This window comes from Flavobacterium enshiense (genome assembly GCF_040750275.1).
Lineage (GTDB): Bacteria > Bacteroidota > Bacteroidia > Flavobacteriales > Flavobacteriaceae > Flavobacterium > Flavobacterium enshiense_B.
Genome location: NZ_JBDOCV010000002.1, coordinates 503,698 through 525,921 on the forward strand (window position 1 = coordinate 503,698; position 22,224 = coordinate 525,921).

Genomic DNA, 22,224 nt, shown 5'->3' on the forward strand with positions numbered 1-22,224 from the left:
GATTAATACTTTTTTATAAAGTTGACAAACACTAAAATAGTAAGATTTTATTTCTTAATCAAATTTAATTTTAAAAAGAATTTTATAAATTAATTTTTACCATTTAATAAAATCAAGATTGTTCTCAATACCAACTCGAGCTAGGTTAGCAAATATCCAATTTCACAAAAAGTCAGTAAAATAGCTTAGTCGATTAAAAACCTTTTTTAATTTGAATCATATGCTGATAATTTGAAAGTACCAAGCACATCATTATTATACACATAAGCTCTTACATACAATATTTCTCCCGGTGTAAAATCTGTAAGAGTTAATTTTGAAAAATAATTCCCGTTACCAATATCATCTTGACATCCCAATTCCGTCAAACTATCACAATTACCTCCATAAACAGCCAATACTGTATCATATACCATACCCTCGGCATTATCATCAAGATCCGTTTCTATTGTTAAGTTTCCAGAAGCAGGAACAACCACTTTATACCACAAATCTCCTCCGCTGTAACCACCACATCCAGGAGCATCGACCTCACTATCGGTTGCATTTGTATTGTCTACAATAACGGCATGCTCACTAAAATCTGCGCCAACAATTAATTCCGGGGCTTCGGAACAATTATCAGGATTAGCGACAAAAACTGGAGCAGCTGAATTATGGTCATCATCATTTGAACAACTCAAAATTGTTGCTGCTAGCATAATCATTAAAATTTTCTTTTTCATTACATTATTATTAAAATTTGAATACGAAAATATTCTCATTCTCGATGCGAAAAAAAGAAAATAGACAAAACCGTTTTTCTATAGACACATAATCAATTTATGGAAAAAATGAGGTCAATTTGATACTATTAACCTCACAGTAAAATTTTGCAGACTATTTATTATGATTATCATATACACTCTGATTATTATGATTATCATATACACTCTGATTCGCTTAAATAAAATCAAATCATTCTTCAACAAAATTCAATTTTGAAAAAAGAAAGACACATATCGAATCAGATAAAATAGTACTGAAATAAAAATTGCAGAAATAAAAAAAGCTCCGAGTTTCCTCGAAGCTTATAAAGTTAAGGGTGAAAGACGGGTCTCGAACCCGCGACCTTCGGAACCACAATCCGACGCTCTAACCAACTGAGCTACAATCACCATTTGTTTTTACCTTTCAGAACTTTAATAAATCAAATCCTGATTAGCGAGTGCAAATATAGCGCATTTCTCAGCTTTCGCAAATATTTTTTAAAAAAAATTATATCAAATTTCCTAAACTATTGACAGCCAAATATCTTTCCACTGTAAATCCTTCACCAAAATCGGTACCGATAAGCCTTCCAAGGTCCTGATAACGGTAAGTAAGGCTGTCCAAGAAGTTTTTTGTTGCTATCGGCGTTACAGGCTCGTTAGAATTTGAATCGTAAAATTGCGAACTGTATGCCATAATCGCTTCTACTTTTTTATCAGTAAATCCGGTAACATCCACTACAAAATCCGGTTCGATATTTTTCCACTGAATGTAATGATACACTAATTTTGGTCGCCACGCTTCCTGATTTTCACCATTAAGTTCCGTTTCAATTCGGCGTAGACCGGAAAGAAAACACGCATCGGAAACCAATTTACTCCCTTTTCCGTGATCAATATGACGATCGTCGATTGCATTGCATAACACAATTTCAGGCTTGTATCTTCGAATCATCTTGATAATTTCCAGCTGATGTTTTTCATCATTTACAAAAAAACCATCCCTGAATCTTAAATTCTCACGAACTTCAACGCCCAATATTTTAGCAGCCGCTTCTGCTTCCCTATCTCTAATTTCGGCGGTTCCTCTTGTTCCTAATTCACCTCGTGTCAAATCTACGATTCCAACTTTTTTTCCGAGAGAGACTTCTTTGGCAATCGTTGCACCACAGCCTAATTCCACGTCATCGGGATGTGCCCCGAAAGCTAATATGTCTAATTTCATCTTAATTTAGTATCTTTTTCATGGTTAGCGATTTGTTCACGGTTTCCAAAAATTCCTTTTCAGGATCACTGTCTTTGGTAATGCCGCAACCAATATATAAATGAGCTGTTTTGTCCTTTATTTTCATACAACGTAAATTGACGAACAAATCGGAACTGTCACTTCTGCCAGTTGCAAAATTACGATTGAATTCCCCTAAAAAACCGGCATAGTACTCACGGTCATAGCCTTCATTTTCCAAAATAAAATCTTTCGCAATTAATTTCGGATAACCACAAACTGCCGGCGTTGGATGCAAAATTTTCAAAACATCTTTTAAACTGCTCGAATCGTTCAACTTTGCAGAAATATCCGTTTTGATGTGCAGTAAATTCCCCGCTGTTGCCGTGTAAGGGCTTGAAACCACTTCTTCCGAGACGTGCTTTTTAAGATTCTCAAGAATAAAATCGGTTACCAGCTGCTGTTCATCCTTTTCCTTCTGTTTCCAGTTTACCGCTTCTTTTCCTTTATTAACTTTCGTTCCGGCTAAGGCAACCGTATGTATTTCAAAATCTTTCACTTTCATTAACTGTTCCGGTGTGGCGCCCATCCACATCCCTACTTTCGGATGACAAAAACAATATTTAAAAGCTAACGGATAGTTTACAACCAGTCTGGAAAACATTTTCTCTACTTCAAAATCTTCCAAATCAATTTTCTCTTCCCGCGATAAAACGACCTTTTTAAAATAACCGGCATTGATTTTTTCAACAGCGTTTTCTACCAGGCTTTCAAATTTTTCTTTCGCGTTTTCGTCTAATTCGTAGAAAACCGTTTTTTCATCATTTGTATTTGAAACAGCAATAGTTTGCGTTAAAACCTCAAGAAATTTTTCCGGTAGCAATACAAAATTATCGCCGTCAAAAGGGGCAAAAACAAAACCTTTCTCCTTAAAATCTTCCACAAAATACAAATGATCATTTTTTTGAAACAATCCGATTATTTCGTGAGAATTCGGTTTGCAATACAAAACAAACGGAAGATTCTGCTCCTGATGGGTTTTAACTTTTAGAAATAAATCTGTCATGTTATTTTCTTTTGGGCAACACCATATTGGTCAGTTTGCAAAGTGAAATCAGGTTACCTTCTTCATCGGTAATCTTAATTTCCCATAGATGAACCGTTCTTCCTTTGTGGATAATACGTGCTGTTCCGGTTACCAGACCTTCTCTTTTGCTTTTCAAATGATTGGCAGAAATTTCAATACCTCTCACCTCTTCTTCAGCAGGATTGATAAACATGATGGATGCCGCACTTCCCACACTTTCCGCCAATGCCACTGAAGCACCCCCATGAAGTAATCCCATTGGTTGATGAACACGAGGATTTACAGGCATTGTCGCAACCAGAAAGTCTTCGCCGGCATCGGTAAATTCCATTTCAAGGGTTTCCATTAAAGTATTTTGGGAGAACTGTCTGCAGAGTTGCAGCACTTTTTCCTTTTCAAATTGCATAAACATTTCTTTAGAAGTGTAAATTTAGGAAATGTCACGGCAATTCCCATAATGTATACAACACTAATTTGCTTAAAAAAACGTTAATTAGGTAAGTGTATACTTTAAAATATTTCAATACTTTTACAAAAAACTAAACATAATGCGTCATTTTTTAAGCCTGCTTTTTTTTGGAATACTAATTTCACTGACTTCCTGCAGAGAAGATTTTGAATTTGAAAACAGCACAGGAGGCCTTGAATTTTCAAAAGAAACGGTTTACCTTGACACCGTCTTTACAAACGTAGGTTCCAGCACTTATACTTTAAAGGTTTACAACCGAAGTGATAACGATATAAAAATACCAAAAATCCAATTAGCGCAAGGCAACAACTCAAAGTATCGCATCACAGTTGACGGTATGATGGGACAAGATAACGACGGTAATGGTTTAGGCGATGGAAAAATATTCGACAATGTGGAATTACTGGCCAAAGACAGCATGTACATTTTCATTGAAACAACGATTAATTATAATGATTTTGCAAACCCCGACTCCGAATATCTTTATACTGATAAAATTGAATTTTACAACATAAGCGGTGATCCGCAAACCGTTGATTTGGTAACTTTAGTGAGAGATGCTTATATGCTGTTTCCAAAACGATTCTCCGACGGAACGTATGAAACTTTACCTATTGGAGACGAAGAAATTTACGGTTTTTACTTAGACCATGCAGATCCCAACAACGGTGATGAATACCATTGGGGTAACGACAAACCCTATGTGATTTACGGTTATGCCGCTGTGCCAACAGGAGAAACACTAACTATTGACCCCGGTGCAAAAATTCATTTTCATGCGGATTCCGGTTTGATTATCGGCAACGGAGCTACCATTAATGCAATTGGAGCACATTCCACTTATGACGCGGAAGGAAATATTATTGTAGACAACGAAATAACCTTTGAAGGCGACCGTCTTGAACCAGATTTCTCCGATATTGCAGGACAATGGGGTACCATATGGATGACCGAAGGAAGCACCGGAAGTTTCCAAAATGTGACCATAAAAAACGCCACGGTTGGTTTATTGATTGATCACAACACCGTTCCCATCAATATGAAGGATGTACAGATTTACAATTGTTCCAACTTTGGTGTTTTAGCAAGAACCGCAATAATTAACGGACAAAACGTGGTAATCAACAACTGCGGGCAGGCTGGTTTGGCTTGTTCCTTAGGTGGAGATTATAATTTCTCACATTGTACTTTTGCGAATTACTGGCCAAGACCAAATCAGGTACCGGTTTCCATTGACAACGGAGACGGAACTCCCGACTTTGCGTTAATCAATGCTCGTTTCGACAACTGTATCATTTACGGTTCGGGCAGTTATGGTATTTCACTTAAAAAAGAAGGTTCGGATCCTTTCCCGTTTACATTCAATCATTGTTTGATTAAATTTTTCGATTTCGGTCAATTTCAAAACGACCCGTTATATCCTATAGCTAATTCAGTTGATTATCCTGGTTGCATCATCGCACGAAATTCAAATACAAACCTACCGTACTTTTTACAGCCACAAAACAATAAATTGATTATTGGTGAAGATTCTGCAGCAAAAGGAACGGCCGATTTTTCTCTTTCAAATGGAACTTACGACATCCTGAATAACCAACGAAACAGCCCGTCTGACATGGGTGCTTATAATTTTATTATATTTGAGTAAACCAAAAACCAATATAATTATGAACAAAACAATTCTAACCTTGGCAATTGCTTCTTTAAGTTTGGTTGCCTGCAAAAAAGACGGAGAAAAGACAGATTCTCAGTCTGCAACAGATTCAACGGCGGTTAAAATCGAAGAAGCTGCAGTAATTCCTGATTCTGCAACCATTAACAAAGCTTGGATGGACTATGCAGCGCCAGGAGAAGCTCATAAAATGATGGCCGCTGAAAACGGAACCTGGAATGGTGAAATGACCATGTGGATGCATGCCGGAGCCGAGCCAATGAAACAAGCTGTCTCAGCAGATTACAAAACCGTAATGGGTGGCCGTTATCAGGAAGGAATTCACAAAGGTAATTTCATGGGAATGCCGTTTGAAGGTAAAAGTACTTTGGCCTACGATAATGCTACTCAGGAATACACTTCAACTTGGATTGATAACATGGGAACCGGAATCATGATCATGAAAGGAAAATACGATCCGGCAACCAAAGTGTTCAGTTTTGAAGGAGACTGTGTGGATCCGGTAACCAAGAAAACCAAAAAAATGCGTGAAGTTATTACAGTTGTTGATGACAATACCCGCAAAATGGAAATGTTCGATACCGGTTATGACGGAAAAGAATACAAAAACATGGAGATTCTTTCTACTAAAAAGAAATAATTTTCACGAAATAATTTAATTGAAAAGCACAAGTTAAATCTTGTGCTTTTTTTATGATGCTAAACTTTGTTAACTGAGTTTTTTGGAATAAATTTGCACTTTCAAAACAACAACACATCCAAAGTGAGTCAACCCTATGAATCGCAGCGGAATAAAACAACTACAAACAATGATCCATTTCTTCGGAAACCAAACGAACACTGTTTTTGCAGTTCAGGCGCAAAACGAATTATCGACTGAAGACATCTCAAAATTAAACTGGCTTTTTGGCAACGCACATAAAATAGAGAAATCCGCACTGTCGGATTTTTTTGTTGGTCCCCGTGCCGCTATGGTTACACCATGGAGTACCAATGCCGTTGAAATTACTCAGAACATGGGGATTTCGGGAATTATCCGAATTGAGGAATTTGAAAAATCAACTTCAAATTTCAATGCATTCGACCCTATGATTTCTCAAAAGTATGCCGAGTTAAATCAAGAAATTTTCACTATCAACATCCAACCGGAAGCGATTCTGGATATTGATGATATTGCTACATATAACAAACAAGAAGGTTTAGCTTTAAGTGAAGAAGAAGTAGAATACCTGAATAACTTAGCGGTTAAAATTGGAAGAAAACTAACGGATTCTGAAGTTTTTGCCTTTTCTCAAGCCAATTCAGAACACTGCCGTCATAAGATCTTTAACGGAACTTTCGTGGTGGATGGTGAAGAAAAACCGACTTCTTTATTCAAATTAATCAAGAAAACATCGGAAACAAATCCTAACGATATTGTTTCGGCTTATAAAGATAACGTTGCTTTTGTAAAAGGACCAAAAGTCACACAGTTCGCACCAAAAAGTGCCGATAAACCTGACTTTTACCAGGAAAAAGAATTTGATTCCGTACTTTCCCTAAAAGCGGAAACCCACAACTTCCCTACTACGGTTGAGCCGTTCAGTGGTGCTGCAACCGGTTCAGGAGGAGAAATCCGTGACCGTTTAGCAGGAGGACAAGGTTCATTACCATTGGCAGGAACGGCGGTTTACATGACTTCTTATTCTCGTTTGGAAAAAGACAGAACTTGGGAAGATGCCATGAACGCAAGACCTTGGTTGTACCAAACACCAATGGATATCTTAATCAAAGCTTCCAATGGAGCTTCCGATTTCGGTAACAAATTTGGTCAGCCGCTAATTACAGGTTCTATTTTAACATTCGAACACGAAGAAAACAACCGCAAGATTGGTTACGACAAAGTAATCATGCAAGCGGGCGGAATCGGGTACGGAAAATTAGACCAAGCAATTAAAAAGAAACCACAGGAAGGCGATAAAATCGTAATCTTAGGTGGAGAAAATTATAGAATCGGAATGGGTGGTGCTGCGGTTTCTTCTGCAGATACAGGAGCTTTCGGTTCAGGAATCGAATTAAATGCGATCCAACGTTCCAACCCGGAAATGCAAAAACGTGCTGCTAATGCCATTCGTGGTTTGGTGGAAAGCGAAAACAACCCTATCGTATCGATTCACGATCACGGTGCGGGTGGACACTTGAACTGTCTTTCTGAATTAGTGGAAGATACAGGAGGTTTAATCGACTTGGACAAATTACCAGTGGGCGATCCTACCCTTTCGGCTAAAGAAATCATCGGAAACGAATCTCAGGAAAGAATGGGATTGGTTATTGGAGAAGAAAACATTGATATTCTTCAGAAAATTGCAGACCGTGAGCGTTCACCGATGTATCAAGTGGGTGATGTAACTTCAGATCATCGTTTTACGTTCGAATCGAAAACAACGGGTGCAAAACCAATGGATTATGCTTTGGAAGATTTCTTCGGAAGTTCGCCAAAAACGATTATGACGGATAAATCAGTTGCCGCTAATTATGCAGATTTACAATATGCAACTGAAAATATTCCAACCTATTTAAACCAGGTTTTACAATTAGAGGCAGTAGCTTGTAAAGACTGGTTGACCAACAAAGTAGACCGTTGTGTGGGCGGACGCGTTGCCAAACAACAATGTGCCGGACCATTACAATTACCACTAAACAATGTTGGGGTTATGGCCTTGGATTTCAAAGGAAAAGAAGGAATTGCTACAACTATTGGCCACTCGCCTATTTCAGCTTTGGTAAATCCGGTAGCGGGTTCAAGAACAGCCATTGCAGAAGCGTTATCAAATATTGTTTGGGCTCCTTTAAAAGACGGATTGAAATCGGTTTCACTTTCTGCCAACTGGATGTGGGCTTGTAAAAACGAAGGTGAAGACGCTCGTTTATATGAAGCAGTAAAAGGATGTTCGGATTTCGCTATCGAACTGGGAATCAACATTCCAACCGGAAAAGATTCACTTTCCATGAAACAGAAATATCCAAATGACGAAGTGATCGCACCGGGAACGGTAATCATTTCAGCTGCCGGAAACTGTTCTAACATTACTAAAGTTGTAGAACCTGTTTTGAAAAGAAACAGCGGAAACATCTATTATATCAACTTATCTCAGGATACGTTCAAATTAGGCGGAAGTTCATTTGCTCAGGTTTTGAATAAAATCGGAAATGATGTTCCAACTATTCAAAATGCGGAATTCTTTAAAAAGACCTTCAACGTTTTACAGGATTTGATTAAAGACCGTAAAATTAAAGCGGGTCACGATATTGGAAGCGGTGGTTTGATTACTACTTTATTGGAAATGTGTTTTGCAGATGTGAATTTAGGCGCTTCTTTCGACTTAACTTCTCTTCGAGAAAAAGATACGGTTAAAGCGTTATTTAACGAAAATATTGGTTTGGTGTTCCAAGCGGATGCTTCAGTGGAAAGTACATTTGCTCAAAATAATATCGAAATTTTCAACATTGGTTCCGTTGTAGAAGGAAATTCAATAACTGTTAAGAACAATACCGATTCGTTTACTTTCAATGTTTCGGAAGTAAGAGATACCTGGTTCAAAACATCATTCCTTTTAGATTCGAAACAATCGAAAAACGGAACGGCAAAAGAGCGCTACGATAATTTTAAAAACCAACCGTTAACGTATACTTTCCCATCGCATTTTGACGGAAAAGCACCAGTTATCGACAATACAAAACCAAGACCAAAAGCAGCGATTATCCGCGAAAAAGGAAGTAACTCCGAGCGTGAAATGGCAAACTCGATGTACCTAGCAGGATTCGATGTAAAAGATGTTCACATGACCGATTTGATTTCAGGCCGTGAAACGTTGGAAGACATCCAATTCATCGGAGCGGTTGGTGGATTCTCGAATTCCGACGTTTTAGGTTCTGCTAAAGGTTGGGCCGGAGCATTTTTGTACAACGAAAAAGCAAATACTGCGCTGAAAAACTTCTTCAAACGTGAAGATACTTTATCAGTAGGTATCTGTAACGGATGCCAGTTGTTCATGGAATTGGAACTGGTAAACCCTGAGCATGAAGTTCACGGAAAAATGCTTCACAACAACTCTCACAAACACGAAAGTGGTTTTACTTCGGTAACGGTTCAGAAAAACAATTCGGTGATGCTTTCTTCTTTAGAAGGCGCTACTTTAGGAGTTTGGATTTCTCACGGTGAAGGTAAATTCAACTTACCGTATTCGGAAGAGAAATACAACATCGTTGGAAAATACGGTTATGAAGGCTATCCCGCGAATCCAAACGGTTCCGCTTTCAATACCGCTATGCTATGTGACAAAACCGGTCGTCATTTGGTAACGATGCCACACATTGAGCGTTCAACTTTCCCTTGGAACTGGGCACATTATCCCGACGAAGACCACAAAGATGAGGTAACACCTTGGCACGAAGCCTTCGTGAATGCCCGTAAATGGATCGAAGCAAAAAACAAATAAGATTTTCTATAAATTCTAAAAGAAAGCACTCTAATTTTAGGGTGCTTTTTTGTATTATTGTGGGAAATTATTTCGTTTGAAATGGAACATCATAACTGCTTAAACTGCGATACGGAACTAATTGGAAAATTCTGTTCGAATTGCGGACAAAAATCGGATACCCACAGAATCACTTTCAAACATTTCATTATGCACGATGTTTTACACGGCATTTGGCATTTTGAAAAAGGCATGCTTTTTACCGCTAAACAAGCACTATTACGACCGGGAAAAGCAGCACTTGACTACATAGCTGGCAAGAGAATTCAATATTATAATGTTTTCTATTTTATACTGTTACTAATTGGTTTAAGTGTTTTCATTCAAAATTATCACGAACATTTGATTGAAATTTATAATGGCAAAATTGAAAACATAAATAATTCCACGGGCAAAAAAATAGATGTCTTTATGGCTAGTTATGCCAAATTGCTAATTTTCTCCTTTGTTCCTCTTTTTGCATTCAACACCTTCATTTTGTTTCGAAAAAAGAAACTAAACTTAAGTGAACATTTTATAATTGCAGGAATTATATATCTGGGCATTATGATAATTACAGTTGTGGGGCATTCGTTTTTTTTCTTCGATTTTACAAAACACTTCGAAATACTATCCGATATTGCCAACATCGCCACTCCGTTAATTATTTTATTTTATGTGATATATGGCTATTATACTGCCTTTAAAGAAAATTACGGTAAAATTGGTTTTTCAGTAAGAATGCTGTTCTTTCTTTTACTCTTAGGTTTTGAACTCTTTATTATTGCTATTTCAATAATAGGCTACGTAACCGATTGGAAATTTGGAAGTATAAAATATCAGATGTAAAAAACATTTTACAACTACCCGCAATAAACCTCGATTGTTTTATAGAGTTCATCAACATCGATAGGCTTGCTAAGTACTTTTTTAATTTTTGCTGCAGCAAACAGTTCTTTATTGACATCTTCTGAAATAGCCGTCAATGCAACTATCGGAATTTCAGGTTTAAATTTAGAAATGTATTCCGAAGCTTCAAAACCATCCATAATCGGCATCATGATATCCATTAGGATTAAACTGTAGTCTTCCTCTCCTACCATTTTACAGGCTTCAAATCCGTTGTTGGCTATATCACAGGAATATCCTTTATTGGTCAGGATTTTTTTTGTAATAACCTGATTAATTTTATTGTCTTCCACTAATAATATTTTAATTTTTGAAGGATGCATGACCTCTTTGAGTATGGGCTCTTGTAAAACCTCTTCTTTCTGAAAATAGTTTTCAAAATCTAATGAAAAAGAAATCGAGGTTCCCTTTTCTGGTTCCGAATCAATAACGATCGTCTCTCCAAACAGTGCCAAGGTTTTTTTGACCAAGGTCAGCCCTAATCCGCTACCTCCGTATTCGTAATTAATTTTATCGGATCCCTGAAAAAACAAATCGTAAATTTTATCTTTGATACCCGGATCGATTCCAATTCCGTTATCTTTTATATTGAATTGAATTTCCGTCTTCACTTCATCCTGAAATAGTTTTTTTGCTTCAACAACCACTTCCCCATCTTTAGAAAACTTAAAGGCATTGTCAATCAAACTAAACAAAACCTGATATAGCTTAGCTTCATCAAATATTACTTTTTTTGGAATGGTTCTATCAAAAAATAGCGTGCTTGTATTGTTGTTGGCAATTCTGTTTTTCTCAACCGTACCGAGTAATTTGGTGAGAAATTCTTCTAAGGAAATAATGTCTTTTTTCGGCACATAATTATTGTCAAAACTATCCAAAACATTGATTTCAATAATATTGCCCGATAAATTATACAGATGCTGAACCGAGGCTTCCAACTGTTCAATATTCTTTTCGTAATTCGATTTGTCTTCTTTCATTAAATGAAGAAGCCCGTTTAAGGTATAAATTGGTGTTCTTAACTCATGAGAGATCGTATCTAATAATTTTTTTTTGACATTTAGTGCCGCTTCTAATTCCGTATTAGCGTTATGCAGTAATGTGTTTTTTTCATTTAAAAGAAGATTAATTGAACTTTTGAATTTTGCATTACGATATTGAAAATACAATAGAACCAACAAAATGACAATGGTTATCAAACAAAGGGATAAAAGGTAATTTTTGTACTTGATATTTTCGCTTTTAAGTTCGTTTTGCTTTATTATCGACTGAAACTCAATATTTTTAACCTCTAATTCCCTTTTCTGATTTAAAAAGAGATTCATTTTCACAACACGATAAACCAACCTTTTTTTAAAGTAGTCATTGGCTATTTTTAAATTAATTGCCGCAGCTTTGTAGTTTTCTTTCTTTTCGTGCAATTTGCCTAAAATGAGGTAATAACGGGATTTCAGTAAAAAATCATCATCGTGATTCAGATAAATCGGTGACCTTTTAACCTTGTCCAGATATATAAAAGCGCTGTCCAGTTGATTAATACTGTAATAACTTTCAGCAATAAACAAGAATATTTCAGGCTGGTCGGAATCTCCACCGGTTTCCTCATTTATCTTCAGAAATTTAAATGAGTTTTCGAGGGTTTTATTCCAGTCTTCTTTTTTTAGATACAACAAAATAAGATTATAGTATAAATCCACCTGCTTTTCCTTTGGTGCATATTTTGTGAGAAACTTTTCAGAGAGCAGTGTGTATTTCTCGTCTAATGCTTCTTTTCCCTGTGAGTTATAAAAAACCGCCAAATGCTCATAATATTCTCCCCGAATGCAATTGTTATTATGTCCTCTCAAAACAACATCAACCTTGTCCAAAGACTTTTTGGCAGAATTGTAATCGAATTGTGTAATCTGAAAATAGGAAATCTCAAGGTACAAGTACATTAACTGATCGTAGTTTTTTTGAGCAATCAGTTTCTTTTCCAGTTGACCAATGATTTGATTTCCTTGTTGATATAACTCATAATCGTTTTTCTCATACAGCTTTTTAGCTCTTTCAAATTCTTTTAAAACTGCAGAATCAATAGCTGTTTGCTGAGCAACAGAACCCGCAGAATAACACAAAAGAAAAAACAGAAGTATTAAATACCGAAACAAACATGTGTACTTTCTGCCGACATGGAATTCGTCTTCTAATCTATAGTTCTGTCTCACAATGAAGAAAATTAACATAAATCAAGTTACGACAATATTACATTTTACCCTAATATTTCCGACCAACTAAAATATATTCAGTTAAATTTCAATTTGTTGTGATAAATCAAGAATGATTATTCTTCTTTTAAAATCCTAAGAAAACAGGAATCTTAATTTAATGAGAATCAGTCAAATTAGCTCCAAAAACCGCAAAATCAAGCGTATTTCTTAATATATTTATTAAAATTTTAAACAAATTTCATTATTTTTTTTATACTTTGCAGTTGCTAAAAAACAAATTAATTATGACTAACGTTACCCGTCTTTTTGATTTCCCTTACTATCAAATGGAAAAATACAATCTTTCTGATGCCTTGGTTACCAAGCAAAACGGAGAATGGGTTAAAACTTCAACTAAAGAATACTTAGAAAAAGCTAATGCTATTTCGCGAGGTTTATTGCGAATAGGCATTCAGAAACATGATAAAATTGCCATCATATCTTCCAATAACAGAACGGAATGGAATATTACAGATATTGGTGCATTACAAACCGGAGCGCAAACCGTTCCTATCTATCCTACCATTTCGGCTGAAGATTATGAATACATTTTAAACCATTCTGAATCTAAATATTGTTTTATTTCGGATCAGGAGGTTTTTGACAAAATCAATTCCATTAAAAATCGTGTTTCTTCACTTTTGGAAATTTATTCCTATAACGACATTCCCGGTTGTAAAAGCTGGAAAGAAATTTTAGAATTAGGAAAAGAGGAGAGCAATCAAAATGAAGTTGAAGACCGAAAAAACAGTATTGTTACAACAGATTTAGCAACAATAATCTATACATCCGGAACAACCGGAAGACCTAAAGGTGTAATGTTAACGCATCAGAATATTGTTTCCGATGTATTAATGAGTGCACCCCGAGTTCCTTTAAGAGCCGGCGATACAAGAGGATTAAGTTTCTTGCCGGTTTGTCACATCTTTGAGCGAATGATTTTATATCTATACCAATATTATGGTATTTCAATTTATTTCGCGGAGAGCATCGAAAAAATGAGCGATAACTTAAAAGAAGTAAAACCTCATGTAATGACAGCAGTTCCGCGTCTATTGGAAAAAGTATACGATAAAATTTATGCAAAAGGTGCAGATTTGACAGGAATCAAAAAGAAACTGTTCTTCTGGGCAATCGAACTTGGTTTACAATACGAACCATACGGAGTCAACGGTTGGTGGTATGAATTCCAGTTAAAAATCGCCCGAAAACTGATTTTCTCCAAATGGCAGGAAGGTCTTGGCGGACAATTAGAATTGATGGTTTCCGGTAGTGCCGCATTACAACCGAGATTAACAAGGGTTTTTGCAGCAGCAGGAATTCCAATCATGGAAGGTTATGGTTTAACGGAAACTTCCCCTGTAATATCGGTTAACGAAGAAAAGAATCATGGTTTTAAAATTGGAACCGTAGGTCGTATTTTAGATGGCGTTGAAGTTAAAATAGCCGAAGACGGTGAAATCCTTTGCAAAGGACCAAACGTTATGATTGGGTATTACAAAGATCAGGAAAAAACAGACGAAGCGTTACAAGGCGGTTATTTTCACACGGGTGATATTGGAGAAGTTGATGCTAATGGCTTCTTAAAAATTACAGATCGTAAAAAAGAAATGTTTAAAACATCCGGAGGTAAATACGTGGCACCGCAGGTTTTGGAAAACACTTTCAAACAATCCCGCTTTATTGAACAGATAATGGTTATTGGTGACGGTGAAAAAATGCCGGCTGCTTTTGTACAACCAAGTTTTGATTTTGTAAAAGAATGGGCAAAAATTAAAGGCATTAATATAGGAACAACAGAAGCTGAAATTTCTGCCAACCCAGAAGTTAAGCAGCGTATTGAAGAAGAAGTTGAAGAATTAAACAAAAAATTCGGAAACTGGGAACAGGTAAAGAAAATAGAACTTACTCCTGACACTTGGTCGATTGATGCCGGACACTTAACACCAACCATGAAATTGAAGCGTAAAATCATAAAAGAGAAATATCAGTATCTTTATGATAAAATTTACAATAATGCCTAAAAACCAACAAACTCCTCTATTTAGAGGAGTTTTTTATTAATTAACATAAAAATAATTTAAATTTATTATGCGTGCATAATAAATATTTTGTATATTTGAAATTCGAAATAAGCTATGAAAGACAAAACTATAGATTATGTTTTAAGAGCCACCTGGCAAGCTGTAGCAAGAATGTATAATGAAGAAGCTACAAAATATGGCGCTACTATGGCGACAGGATTTGCTTTGCTGAGTATCGATAGGGAAAAAGGGACTCCATCAACGGCCATCAGTGCAAGAATGGGTATGGAAGCGACAAGCTTAACAAGAACATTGAAATCCATGGAGGAAAAAGGCCTCATTATCCGAAAGAAAAACCCTGTTGACGGTAGAGGTGTTTTGATTCATCTTACCAAATTAGGAAAGGAGAAAAGGGAGTTATCTAAATCCACTGTTCTTAAATTTAATGAAACCATCAGGCAACATGTTTCAGAAGACAAACTAAATCATTTCATGGAAGTAGCTGAAATCATTAACGAACTGATTGTAGACAAAAACATTTTCGGAGACGAAAAAATTGAAAAATAAACAAACTATTAAAGTAGCATATTACTATTACTGAAAATGAAACGAGGAGACGAGTTCCATTTGATCTAAAAATTTATTATCAACAAATGAAACGACTAATTAAAAAAGTAGCAGTTATCGGTTCGGGAATTATGGGTTCAGGGATTGCCTGCCATTTTGCTAATATCGGTGTGGAAGTTTTGCTTCTTGACATTGTACCGCGAGAGTTAACCGAAGCTGAACAGAAAAAAGGATTAACGTTAGAAAACAAAATAGTTCGCAACAGATTGGTTAACGACAGTTTGGCGAATGCTTTAAGGTCTAAACCCTCTCCTATTTACGATCAGAAATTTGCCAGCCGAATCTCAACGGGGAACACCACCGACGATTTAGAAAAAATCAAAGACTGCGACTGGATTATTGAAGTAGTTGTTGAACGTTTAGACATCAAAAAAGCTGTTTTCGAACAGATTGAAAAATACAGAAAACCGGGAACCTTGATTACATCAAACACTTCCGGTATCCCAATTCATTTTATGAGCGAAGGAAGAAGCGAAGATTTCCAGAAACATTTCTGCGGAACCCATTTCTTTAACCCGGCCCGTTACTTAAAATTATTTGAGATCATTCCAGGTCCTCAAACTTCAAACGAAGTATTGGATTTCTTAAATGAATACGGTGAAAAATTCTTAGGAAAAACTTCGGTTGTTGCTAAAGATACACCGGCCTTCATCGGAAACAGAATCGGAATCTTCGGTATCATGAGCCTGTTCCATTTAGTAAAAGACATGGGCTTGACCATTGAAGAAGTTGATAAATTAACCGGTCCAGTAATCGGAAGACCAAAATCGGCTACTTTCAGAACGGTTGACGTTGTTGGTTTAGACACTTTGGTTCACGTAGCCAACGGTTTATATGAAAACTGTCCGAACGACGAAGCGCACGAACTGTTCAAACTTCCTGGTTTCATCAACAAAATGATGGAAAACAAATGGTTGGGAAGCAAAACCGGTCAAGGCTTCTACAAAAAAGTAGACAAAGACATCCTATCCTTAGATTTAGATACTTTAGAATACAGAGCCGCAAAAAAAGCTTCATTCGCTACTTTAGAAATGACCAAAACGATTGACAAACCAATCGACCGTTTCAAAGTGTTGGTAAAAGGTAAAGACAAAGCGGGGGAATTCTACAGAAAGAACTTCTCGGCAATGTTCGCTTATGTTTCTAATCGCGTTCCTGAAATTACCGACGATTTCTACAAAATTGACGACGCCATGAAAGCCGGTTTCGGTTGGGAAAATGGTCCGTTTGAAATTTGGGATGCCATCGGGGTAGAAAAAGGAATCGAATTAATGAAAGCGGAAGGCCTTGCTCCTGCTACTTGGGTTACTGAAATGCTTGCTTCAGGTAATACATCATTTTACACTGTAAAAGAAGGAGCTACACATTATTATAGTACTGCTTCTAAATCACAAGCTAAAGTTCCGGGACAAGATTCCTTTATCATTTTAAACAATATCCGTGAAACGAAAAAGGTATGGAGCAACAGCGAAGCCATCGTTCAGGATTTAGGTGACGGTATCTTAAACTTAGAATTCCAATCCAAAATGAATTCTATTGGAGGTGGTGTAATCCAGGGCATCAATAAAGCCATCGATTTAGCCGAAAAAGATTTCCGCGGATTAGTTATCGGAAATCAAGCACCAAATTTCTCCGTTGGAGCCAACTTAGCCATGATTTTCATGATGGCTGTTGAACAGGAATACGACGAATTGAACTTAGCCATCAAAATGTTCCAGGACACGATGATGAAAGTGCGTTATTCAGGAATCCCTGTAATTGCAGCACCTCACGGTATGACTTTAGGTGGTGGTTGCGAATTAACAATGCACGCCGACAGAGCCGTAGCCGCAGCTGAAACTTATATCGGTTTAGTGGAATTCGGAGTTGGAGTTATTCCTGGTGGTGGTGGTTCTAAAGAAATGGCCTTAAGAGCATCGGACACGTTCCGTAAAAACGACGTAGAATTAAACGTTTTACAAGAATATTTCCTAACGGTTGGTATGGCTAAAGTAGCTACTTCCGCTTACGAAGGTTTCGATATCGGTGTACTTCAGAAAGGGAAAGATATTGTTGTTGTAAACAAAGACCGTCAGATCGCAGAAGCGAAGAAACATGCTATTTTAATGGCAGAAGCAGGTTATACACAACCGGTTAAACGCAAAGACATCAAAGTTTTAGGAAAACAAGCATTGGGTATGTTCTTGGTTGGAACCGATCAGATGGCTGCCGGACAATACATCTCGGAGCACGACCAGAAAATTGCCAATAAATTAGCTTATGTAATGGCAGGGGGAGATTTATCCGAACCAACTTTAGTAAGCGAACAATACTTATTGGATCTAGAAAGAGAAGCCTTCTTATCTCTTTGTACCGAAAGAAAAACTTTGGAAAGAATCCAGTTCATGTTAACAAAAGGGAAACCTTTAAGAAATTAAAAATTATAAATTTTTCTTTCAAAAATTTAAAATGTTTATATGAAAACAGCATATATAGTTAAAGCATACCGAACCGCAGTGGGTAAAGCACCTAAAGGCGTGTTCCGTTTTAAAAGACCTGATGAATTGGCAGCCGAAACCATCGAATACATGATGAACGAACTGCCAAATTTCGACAAAACCCGAATTGACGACGTTATGGTAGGAAATGCCATGCCGGAAGCCGAACAAGGTTTGAACGTAGGTCGTTTGATTTCCTTAATGGGATTAAAAATTGATGATGTTCCGGGCGTTACAGTAAACCGTTACTGTGCATCAGGATTGGAAACTATCGGAATGGCGACGGCTAAAATCCAATCTGGAATGGCACATTGTATCATTGCCGGTGGCGCAGAAAGCATGAGTTATATTCCGATGGGCGGTTACAAACCTACTCCGGATTATAAAGCAGCTGCGGCAGGTCACGAAGATTACTACTGGGGAATGGGACTAACTGCCGAAGCGGTGGCTAAACAATTTAACGTTTCTCGTGAAGATCAGGATGAGTTTGCTTACAATTCTCATATGAAAGCTTTAAAAGCCCTATCAGAAGGAAAATTCGACAAACAAATCGTTCCCATTACCGTTGAGCAAACGTTCATCAATGAAAATGGTAAAAAAGAAACTAAATCATACACGGTTACTAAAGACGAAGGGCCAAGAGCCGATACTAACAAAGAAGCTTTAGGAAAACTAAAACCAGTTTTCGCAGCAGACGGTTCAGTAACAGCAGGTAACTCCTCTCAAATGAGTGATGGTGCGGCTTTCGTTTTAGTAATGTCGGAAGAAATGGTAAAAGAATTAAACCTTGAGCCAATTGCACGTTTAGTAAACTTCGCTTCTTCAGGTGTTGAACCAAGAATTATGGGAATTGGCCCAGTTAAAGCGATTCCAAAAGCGATAAAACAAGCAGGTTTACAAATCAAAGACATCGAATTATTCGAATTAAACGAAGCTTTCGCTGCACAATCCTTAGCTGTAATTCGCGAATTGGATTTAAATCCTGAAATTATCAACGTAAATGGTGGAGCGATTGCTTTAGGGCACCCACTAGGTTGTACAGGAGCAAAACTTTCCGTTCAGTTGTTCGACGAAATGAAACGACGCGGTAACAAATACGGAATGGTTACCATGTGTGTAGGAACAGGTCAGGGAACCGCAGGTATTTACGAGCTATTATAATTTAGTCAATCAAAGAACAAAATATTTTAAGTTATGGAAGATATTACAAGAGGTGGACAGTTTTTGGTTAAGGAAACAAAATGCGAAAACATTTTTACACCAGAAGATTTCTCAGAAGAGCAAATCATGATGCGCGATTCTGTTAAAGAATTCGTAGACAAAGAATTATGGGCTCACAAAGATAAATTCGAGAAGAAAGACTACGCCTACACCGAAGAGTGCATGAAAAAGGCCGGAGAACTTGGTTTCTTAGGTGTTGCGGTACCGGAAGAATATGGTGGTTTAGGAATGGGCTTTATAAACACAATGCTAACTTGCGACTACATATCAGGCGCAACTGGTTCCTTCTCAACCGCTTTCGGAGCACATACCGGGATTGGTACAATGCCAATCACGTTATATGGTACCGAAGAACAAAAGAAAAAATACGTTCCAAAATTAGCGACTGGAGAATGGTTCGGTTCGTACTGTTTAACAGAGCCGGGAGCTGGTTCGGATGCTAATTCAGGAAAAACCAAAGCTGAACTTTCTGCAGACGGTAAATCATACAAAATCAACGGTCAGAAAATGTGGATTTCCAACGCCGGTTTCTGTCATTTAATGATTGTTTTCGCCAGAATCGAAGACGATAAAAACATTACCGGTTTCATCGTAGAATATGATGCAGCCAATCCAAACGGAATCACTTTAGGTGAGGAAGAACATAAATTGGGAATCCGCTCCTCTTCTACCCGTCAGGTTTTCTTCAGCGATACGGTAGTTCCAGTAGAAAACATGTTAGCGGGTCGTGGTGAAGGTTTTAAAATTGCTATGAATGCGTTAAACGTAGGGCGTATCAAATTGGCAGCCGCTTGTTTGGATGCTCAAAGAAGAACAATTTCTGCTTCAGTAAAATATGCTAATGAAAGAATGCAGTTCAATACACCAATCGCGAATTTCGGGGCAATCCGTGCTAAATTAGCGGAAATGGCTACTTCTGCTTATGCTGGAGAAAGTGCTTCGTACCGTGCCGGAGGAAGTGTCGAAAACAGAATCAACGCTCGTGTGGCGGAAGGAAATTCACACCAAGAAGCAGAATTGAAAGGTGTGGAAGAATTTGCAATCGAATGTTCTATCCTAAAAGTTGCGGTTTCTGAGGATATTCAAAACTGTTCCGATGAAGGAATCCAGATTTTTGGTGGTATGGGATTCTCGGAAGACACTCCAATGGAATCAGCCTGGAGAGATGCTCGTATCGCTCGTATTTACGAAGGAACGAACGAAATCAACCGTATGCTTTCTGTGGGAATGTTAATCAAAAAAGCCATGAAAGGTCACGTGGATTTATTAGGTCCTGCGATGAAAGTTGCTGAAGAATTAATGGGCATTCCATCATTCGATACTCCTGATTATTCCGAATTATTTGCAGAAGAAAAGGAACTAATCGGGAAACTAAAAAAAGCATTCTTAATGGTGGCCGGTTCCGCAGTGCAGAAATATGGTCCGGATTTAGAAGCGCACCAACAGCTATTAATGGCGGCATCCGATATGTTAATCGAGATTTACATGGCGGAATCTGCAATTCTTAGAACAGAAAAATTAGCAAAATCCAAAGGAGAAGCTAATGTAAAAGAACAAATCGCAATGGCGCAATTGTACCTATATCACGCGGTTGACACTATCGCTCAAAAAGGAAAAGAAGGAATCGTTTCTTTTGCCGAAGGCGACGAACAACGCATGATGTTAATGGGATTACGTCGTTTTACAAAATATACAAATATGCCTAATGTAGTTGCTTTACGTGAAACTATCGCTTCGAAATTAGTAGCAGAGAACGCTTATTGCTTTTAACACATTGCAATAAAATTTTGGTTTAGTTTGTTTAAAAGCCGCTCTTGTAATCAAATACAGGGGCGGTTTTTTTATATTTTTTTAACAGACTATTCGTGTAAATTTTCTGTAAATTTGACTAAAAGGAAAAATCATGAAAAAAATCATCGTATTAGCATTCTCAATAATTGCCTTTACCGGTTGTAAAACGAAAACCGAAAACAAGCCAAACGAATTAAAAATAGCTTTAGAACCTAAAAGCGGAACTACAACTTCTGGAACAGTTGTCTTTTCCGAAAAAGGTGGAAAAGTTACGTTTACAGCAAATATTTCAGGTTTAACCCCTGGTGTTCATGCGATTCACATTCACGAAAAAGCGGATTGTTCAGCAGCGGATGCAACTTCTGCGGGCGGACACTGGAACCCAACGTTCAAAAAACACGGCAAATGGGGACAAGCGGAATACCATAAAGGTGACATCGGTAACTTCACGGCCGATGCTAACGGAAATGGAAAAATCACGTTAACTACAGACGAATGGTGCATTGGCTGTGGAGATGAAACCAAAGACGTTTTAGGAAAAGCCATTATTGTACACCAAGGTGCCGATGATTTCACTACGCAACCAACAGGAAATGCTGGTGGTCGTGTTGCTTGTACGGCAATCATCCGATAAATTTTCATGAAAGAAAAAGAACTGCATTATTTCAAAAATGTTGAAGAATGGAGGAATTGGCTGCACGAAAACCATAATTCCTCCAACGGCATTGACTTAATTTTTTATCGGGTTAACAGCAATACCGAAAGTATGCGCTGGGAAGAAGCCGTTCAGGTAGCACTTTGTTACGGTTGGATTGATTCTACCGTTCGAAAATTGGATGAGGAACGCCGTAAACAATCTTTTGGGCCAAGAAAGGATAAAAGCGTTTGGAGCAAAGTCAACAAAAACTACATCGAAAAACTGATTGCAGAGAACTTAATGCATGAAAGTGGCTTGGCCAAAATTGAAATTGCCAAACAAAACGGTTCCTGGACTTCTCTGGATCATGTGGAAGAATTAATCATTCCGGAGGATTTACAAAGAGCATTTAATAACAATAAAAAAGCTTTCGAAAATTATTCAAATTTTAGTTTTTCATATCGCAAAAGCTATCTGTATTGGCTAAATCACGCAAAAAGAAAGGAAACGCGTAATACTAGAATTGAAGAAATCATAACTCTTTGTGCAGCTAATATGAAATCCCAACAATAATTCCAGAAAACTACATAC

At 37.4% G+C, this 22,224-nt stretch carries 16 protein-coding genes and 1 tRNA gene; 11 read left to right on the forward strand and 6 right to left on the reverse strand.

Features of this window, described 5'->3' with window-relative positions:
- Positions 1-206 precede the first annotated feature (206 nt).
- The 5 genes from ABGT15_RS05170 to ABGT15_RS05190 form a co-directional block, all read right to left on the reverse strand.
- Positions 207-707: a hypothetical protein gene (locus tag ABGT15_RS05170; protein ID WP_367230349.1), complete on the reverse strand. Its 501-nt coding sequence runs from the start codon at positions 705-707 to the stop codon at positions 207-209.
- 375 nt (positions 708-1,082) lie between these two features.
- A tRNA-His gene (locus ABGT15_RS05175) sits at positions 1,083-1,158 on the reverse strand.
- 99 nt (positions 1,159-1,257) lie between these two features.
- On the reverse strand, positions 1,258-1,974 hold the full coding sequence (gene bshB1, locus ABGT15_RS05180) for a bacillithiol biosynthesis deacetylase BshB1 (protein WP_367230350.1): 717 nt from the start codon (positions 1,972-1,974) through the stop codon (positions 1,258-1,260).
- Between the two features lies 1 nt (position 1,975).
- On the reverse strand, positions 1,976-3,040 hold the full coding sequence (locus ABGT15_RS05185; RefSeq protein ID WP_367230351.1) for an isochorismate synthase: 1,065 nt from the start codon (positions 3,038-3,040) through the stop codon (positions 1,976-1,978).
- Position 3,041: 1 nt separating this feature from the next.
- Positions 3,042-3,467 (reverse strand): PaaI family thioesterase, encoded by a 426-nt coding sequence (locus tag ABGT15_RS05190; RefSeq protein WP_367230352.1) that lies wholly within the window; start codon positions 3,465-3,467, stop codon positions 3,042-3,044.
- A 142-nt stretch (positions 3,468-3,609) separates the two neighbouring features.
- On the opposite strand from ABGT15_RS05190, the gene ABGT15_RS05195 reads away from it, so the two are divergent.
- The 4 genes from ABGT15_RS05195 (at position 3,610) to ABGT15_RS05210 (ending at position 10,547) form a co-directional block, all read left to right on the forward strand.
- On the forward strand, positions 3,610-5,178 hold the full coding sequence (locus ABGT15_RS05195) for a hypothetical protein (protein WP_367230353.1): 1,569 nt from the start codon (positions 3,610-3,612) through the stop codon (positions 5,176-5,178).
- A 19-nt stretch (positions 5,179-5,197) separates the two neighbouring features.
- On the forward strand, positions 5,198-5,842 hold the full coding sequence (locus tag ABGT15_RS05200; RefSeq protein WP_367230354.1) for a DUF1579 domain-containing protein: 645 nt from the start codon (positions 5,198-5,200) through the stop codon (positions 5,840-5,842).
- Between the two features lie 169 nt (positions 5,843-6,011).
- The gene (purL, locus tag ABGT15_RS05205) at positions 6,012-9,680 is read left to right on the forward strand and encodes a phosphoribosylformylglycinamidine synthase (protein WP_367230355.1); all 3,669 of its coding nucleotides are present in this window, start codon (positions 6,012-6,014) and stop codon (positions 9,678-9,680) included.
- 81 nt (positions 9,681-9,761) lie between these two features.
- Positions 9,762-10,547, forward strand: a complete 786-nt coding sequence (locus ABGT15_RS05210; protein WP_367230356.1) for a DUF3667 domain-containing protein — start codon at positions 9,762-9,764, stop codon at positions 10,545-10,547.
- Positions 10,548-10,561: 14 nt separating this feature from the next.
- On the opposite strand, the gene ABGT15_RS05215 is transcribed toward ABGT15_RS05210, so the two are convergent.
- The gene (locus tag ABGT15_RS05215) at positions 10,562-12,814 is read right to left on the reverse strand and encodes a hybrid sensor histidine kinase/response regulator (protein WP_367230357.1); all 2,253 of its coding nucleotides are present in this window, start codon (positions 12,812-12,814) and stop codon (positions 10,562-10,564) included.
- Between the two features lie 287 nt (positions 12,815-13,101).
- Between ABGT15_RS05215 and ABGT15_RS05220 the strand changes: the two genes are divergently transcribed.
- The 7 genes from ABGT15_RS05220 to ABGT15_RS05250 all read left to right on the forward strand — a co-directional run bounded on the left by ABGT15_RS05220 (position 13,102) and on the right by ABGT15_RS05250 (position 22,206).
- Complete coding sequence (locus ABGT15_RS05220) at positions 13,102-14,880, forward strand: AMP-dependent synthetase/ligase (RefSeq protein WP_367230358.1); 1,779 nt, start codon at positions 13,102-13,104, stop codon at positions 14,878-14,880.
- A gap of 114 nt (positions 14,881-14,994) precedes the next feature.
- Positions 14,995-15,447 carry a MarR family winged helix-turn-helix transcriptional regulator gene (locus ABGT15_RS05225; protein ID WP_367230359.1) on the forward strand — a complete coding sequence of 151 codons (453 nt, stop codon included), beginning with the start codon at positions 14,995-14,997 and terminating at the stop codon, positions 15,445-15,447.
- Between the two features lie 86 nt (positions 15,448-15,533).
- A complete protein-coding gene (locus ABGT15_RS05230) occupies positions 15,534-17,924 on the forward strand; it encodes a 3-hydroxyacyl-CoA dehydrogenase/enoyl-CoA hydratase family protein (RefSeq protein WP_367230360.1) in 2,391 nt (796 codons plus the stop codon).
- A gap of 39 nt (positions 17,925-17,963) precedes the next feature.
- On the forward strand, positions 17,964-19,145 hold the full coding sequence (locus ABGT15_RS05235; protein WP_367230361.1) for an acetyl-CoA C-acyltransferase: 1,182 nt from the start codon (positions 17,964-17,966) through the stop codon (positions 19,143-19,145).
- A gap of 33 nt (positions 19,146-19,178) precedes the next feature.
- Positions 19,179-20,975: an acyl-CoA dehydrogenase family protein gene (locus tag ABGT15_RS05240; RefSeq protein WP_367230362.1), complete on the forward strand. Its 1,797-nt coding sequence runs from the start codon at positions 19,179-19,181 to the stop codon at positions 20,973-20,975.
- Between the two features lie 133 nt (positions 20,976-21,108).
- On the forward strand, positions 21,109-21,630 hold the full coding sequence (locus tag ABGT15_RS05245) for a superoxide dismutase family protein (RefSeq protein ID WP_367230363.1): 522 nt from the start codon (positions 21,109-21,111) through the stop codon (positions 21,628-21,630).
- Positions 21,631-21,636: 6 nt separating this feature from the next.
- The gene (locus ABGT15_RS05250) at positions 21,637-22,206 is read left to right on the forward strand and encodes a YdeI/OmpD-associated family protein (RefSeq protein ID WP_367230364.1); all 570 of its coding nucleotides are present in this window, start codon (positions 21,637-21,639) and stop codon (positions 22,204-22,206) included.
- Positions 22,207-22,224: the final 18 nt, after the last annotated feature.

Coding starts and splice junctions, on each gene's coding strand:
- ABGT15_RS05240 (WP_367230362.1), top strand. CDS start 19,179: ATGGAAGATATTACAAGAGGTGGACAGTTTTTGGTTAAGGAAACAAAA.
- ABGT15_RS05170 (WP_367230349.1), bottom strand. CDS start 707: ATGATTATGCTAGCAGCAACAATTTTGAGTTGTTCAAATGATGATGAC.
- bshB1 (WP_367230350.1), bottom strand. CDS start 1,974: ATGAAATTAGACATATTAGCTTTCGGGGCACATCCCGATGACGTGGAA.
- ABGT15_RS05220 (WP_367230358.1), top strand. CDS start 13,102: ATGACTAACGTTACCCGTCTTTTTGATTTCCCTTACTATCAAATGGAA.
- ABGT15_RS05200 (WP_367230354.1), top strand. CDS start 5,198: ATGAACAAAACAATTCTAACCTTGGCAATTGCTTCTTTAAGTTTGGTT.
- ABGT15_RS05210 (WP_367230356.1), top strand. CDS start 9,762: ATGGAACATCATAACTGCTTAAACTGCGATACGGAACTAATTGGAAAA.
- purL (WP_367230355.1), top strand. CDS start 6,012: ATGATCCATTTCTTCGGAAACCAAACGAACACTGTTTTTGCAGTTCAG.
- ABGT15_RS05185 (WP_367230351.1), bottom strand. CDS start 3,040: ATGACAGATTTATTTCTAAAAGTTAAAACCCATCAGGAGCAGAATCTT.
- ABGT15_RS05195 (WP_367230353.1), top strand. CDS start 3,610: ATGCGTCATTTTTTAAGCCTGCTTTTTTTTGGAATACTAATTTCACTG.
- ABGT15_RS05230 (WP_367230360.1), top strand. CDS start 15,534: ATGAAACGACTAATTAAAAAAGTAGCAGTTATCGGTTCGGGAATTATG.
- ABGT15_RS05235 (WP_367230361.1), top strand. CDS start 17,964: ATGAAAACAGCATATATAGTTAAAGCATACCGAACCGCAGTGGGTAAA.
- ABGT15_RS05190 (WP_367230352.1), bottom strand. CDS start 3,467: ATGCAATTTGAAAAGGAAAAAGTGCTGCAACTCTGCAGACAGTTCTCC.
- ABGT15_RS05245 (WP_367230363.1), top strand. CDS start 21,109: ATGAAAAAAATCATCGTATTAGCATTCTCAATAATTGCCTTTACCGGT.
- ABGT15_RS05250 (WP_367230364.1), top strand. CDS start 21,637: ATGAAAGAAAAAGAACTGCATTATTTCAAAAATGTTGAAGAATGGAGG.
- ABGT15_RS05225 (WP_367230359.1), top strand. CDS start 14,995: ATGAAAGACAAAACTATAGATTATGTTTTAAGAGCCACCTGGCAAGCT.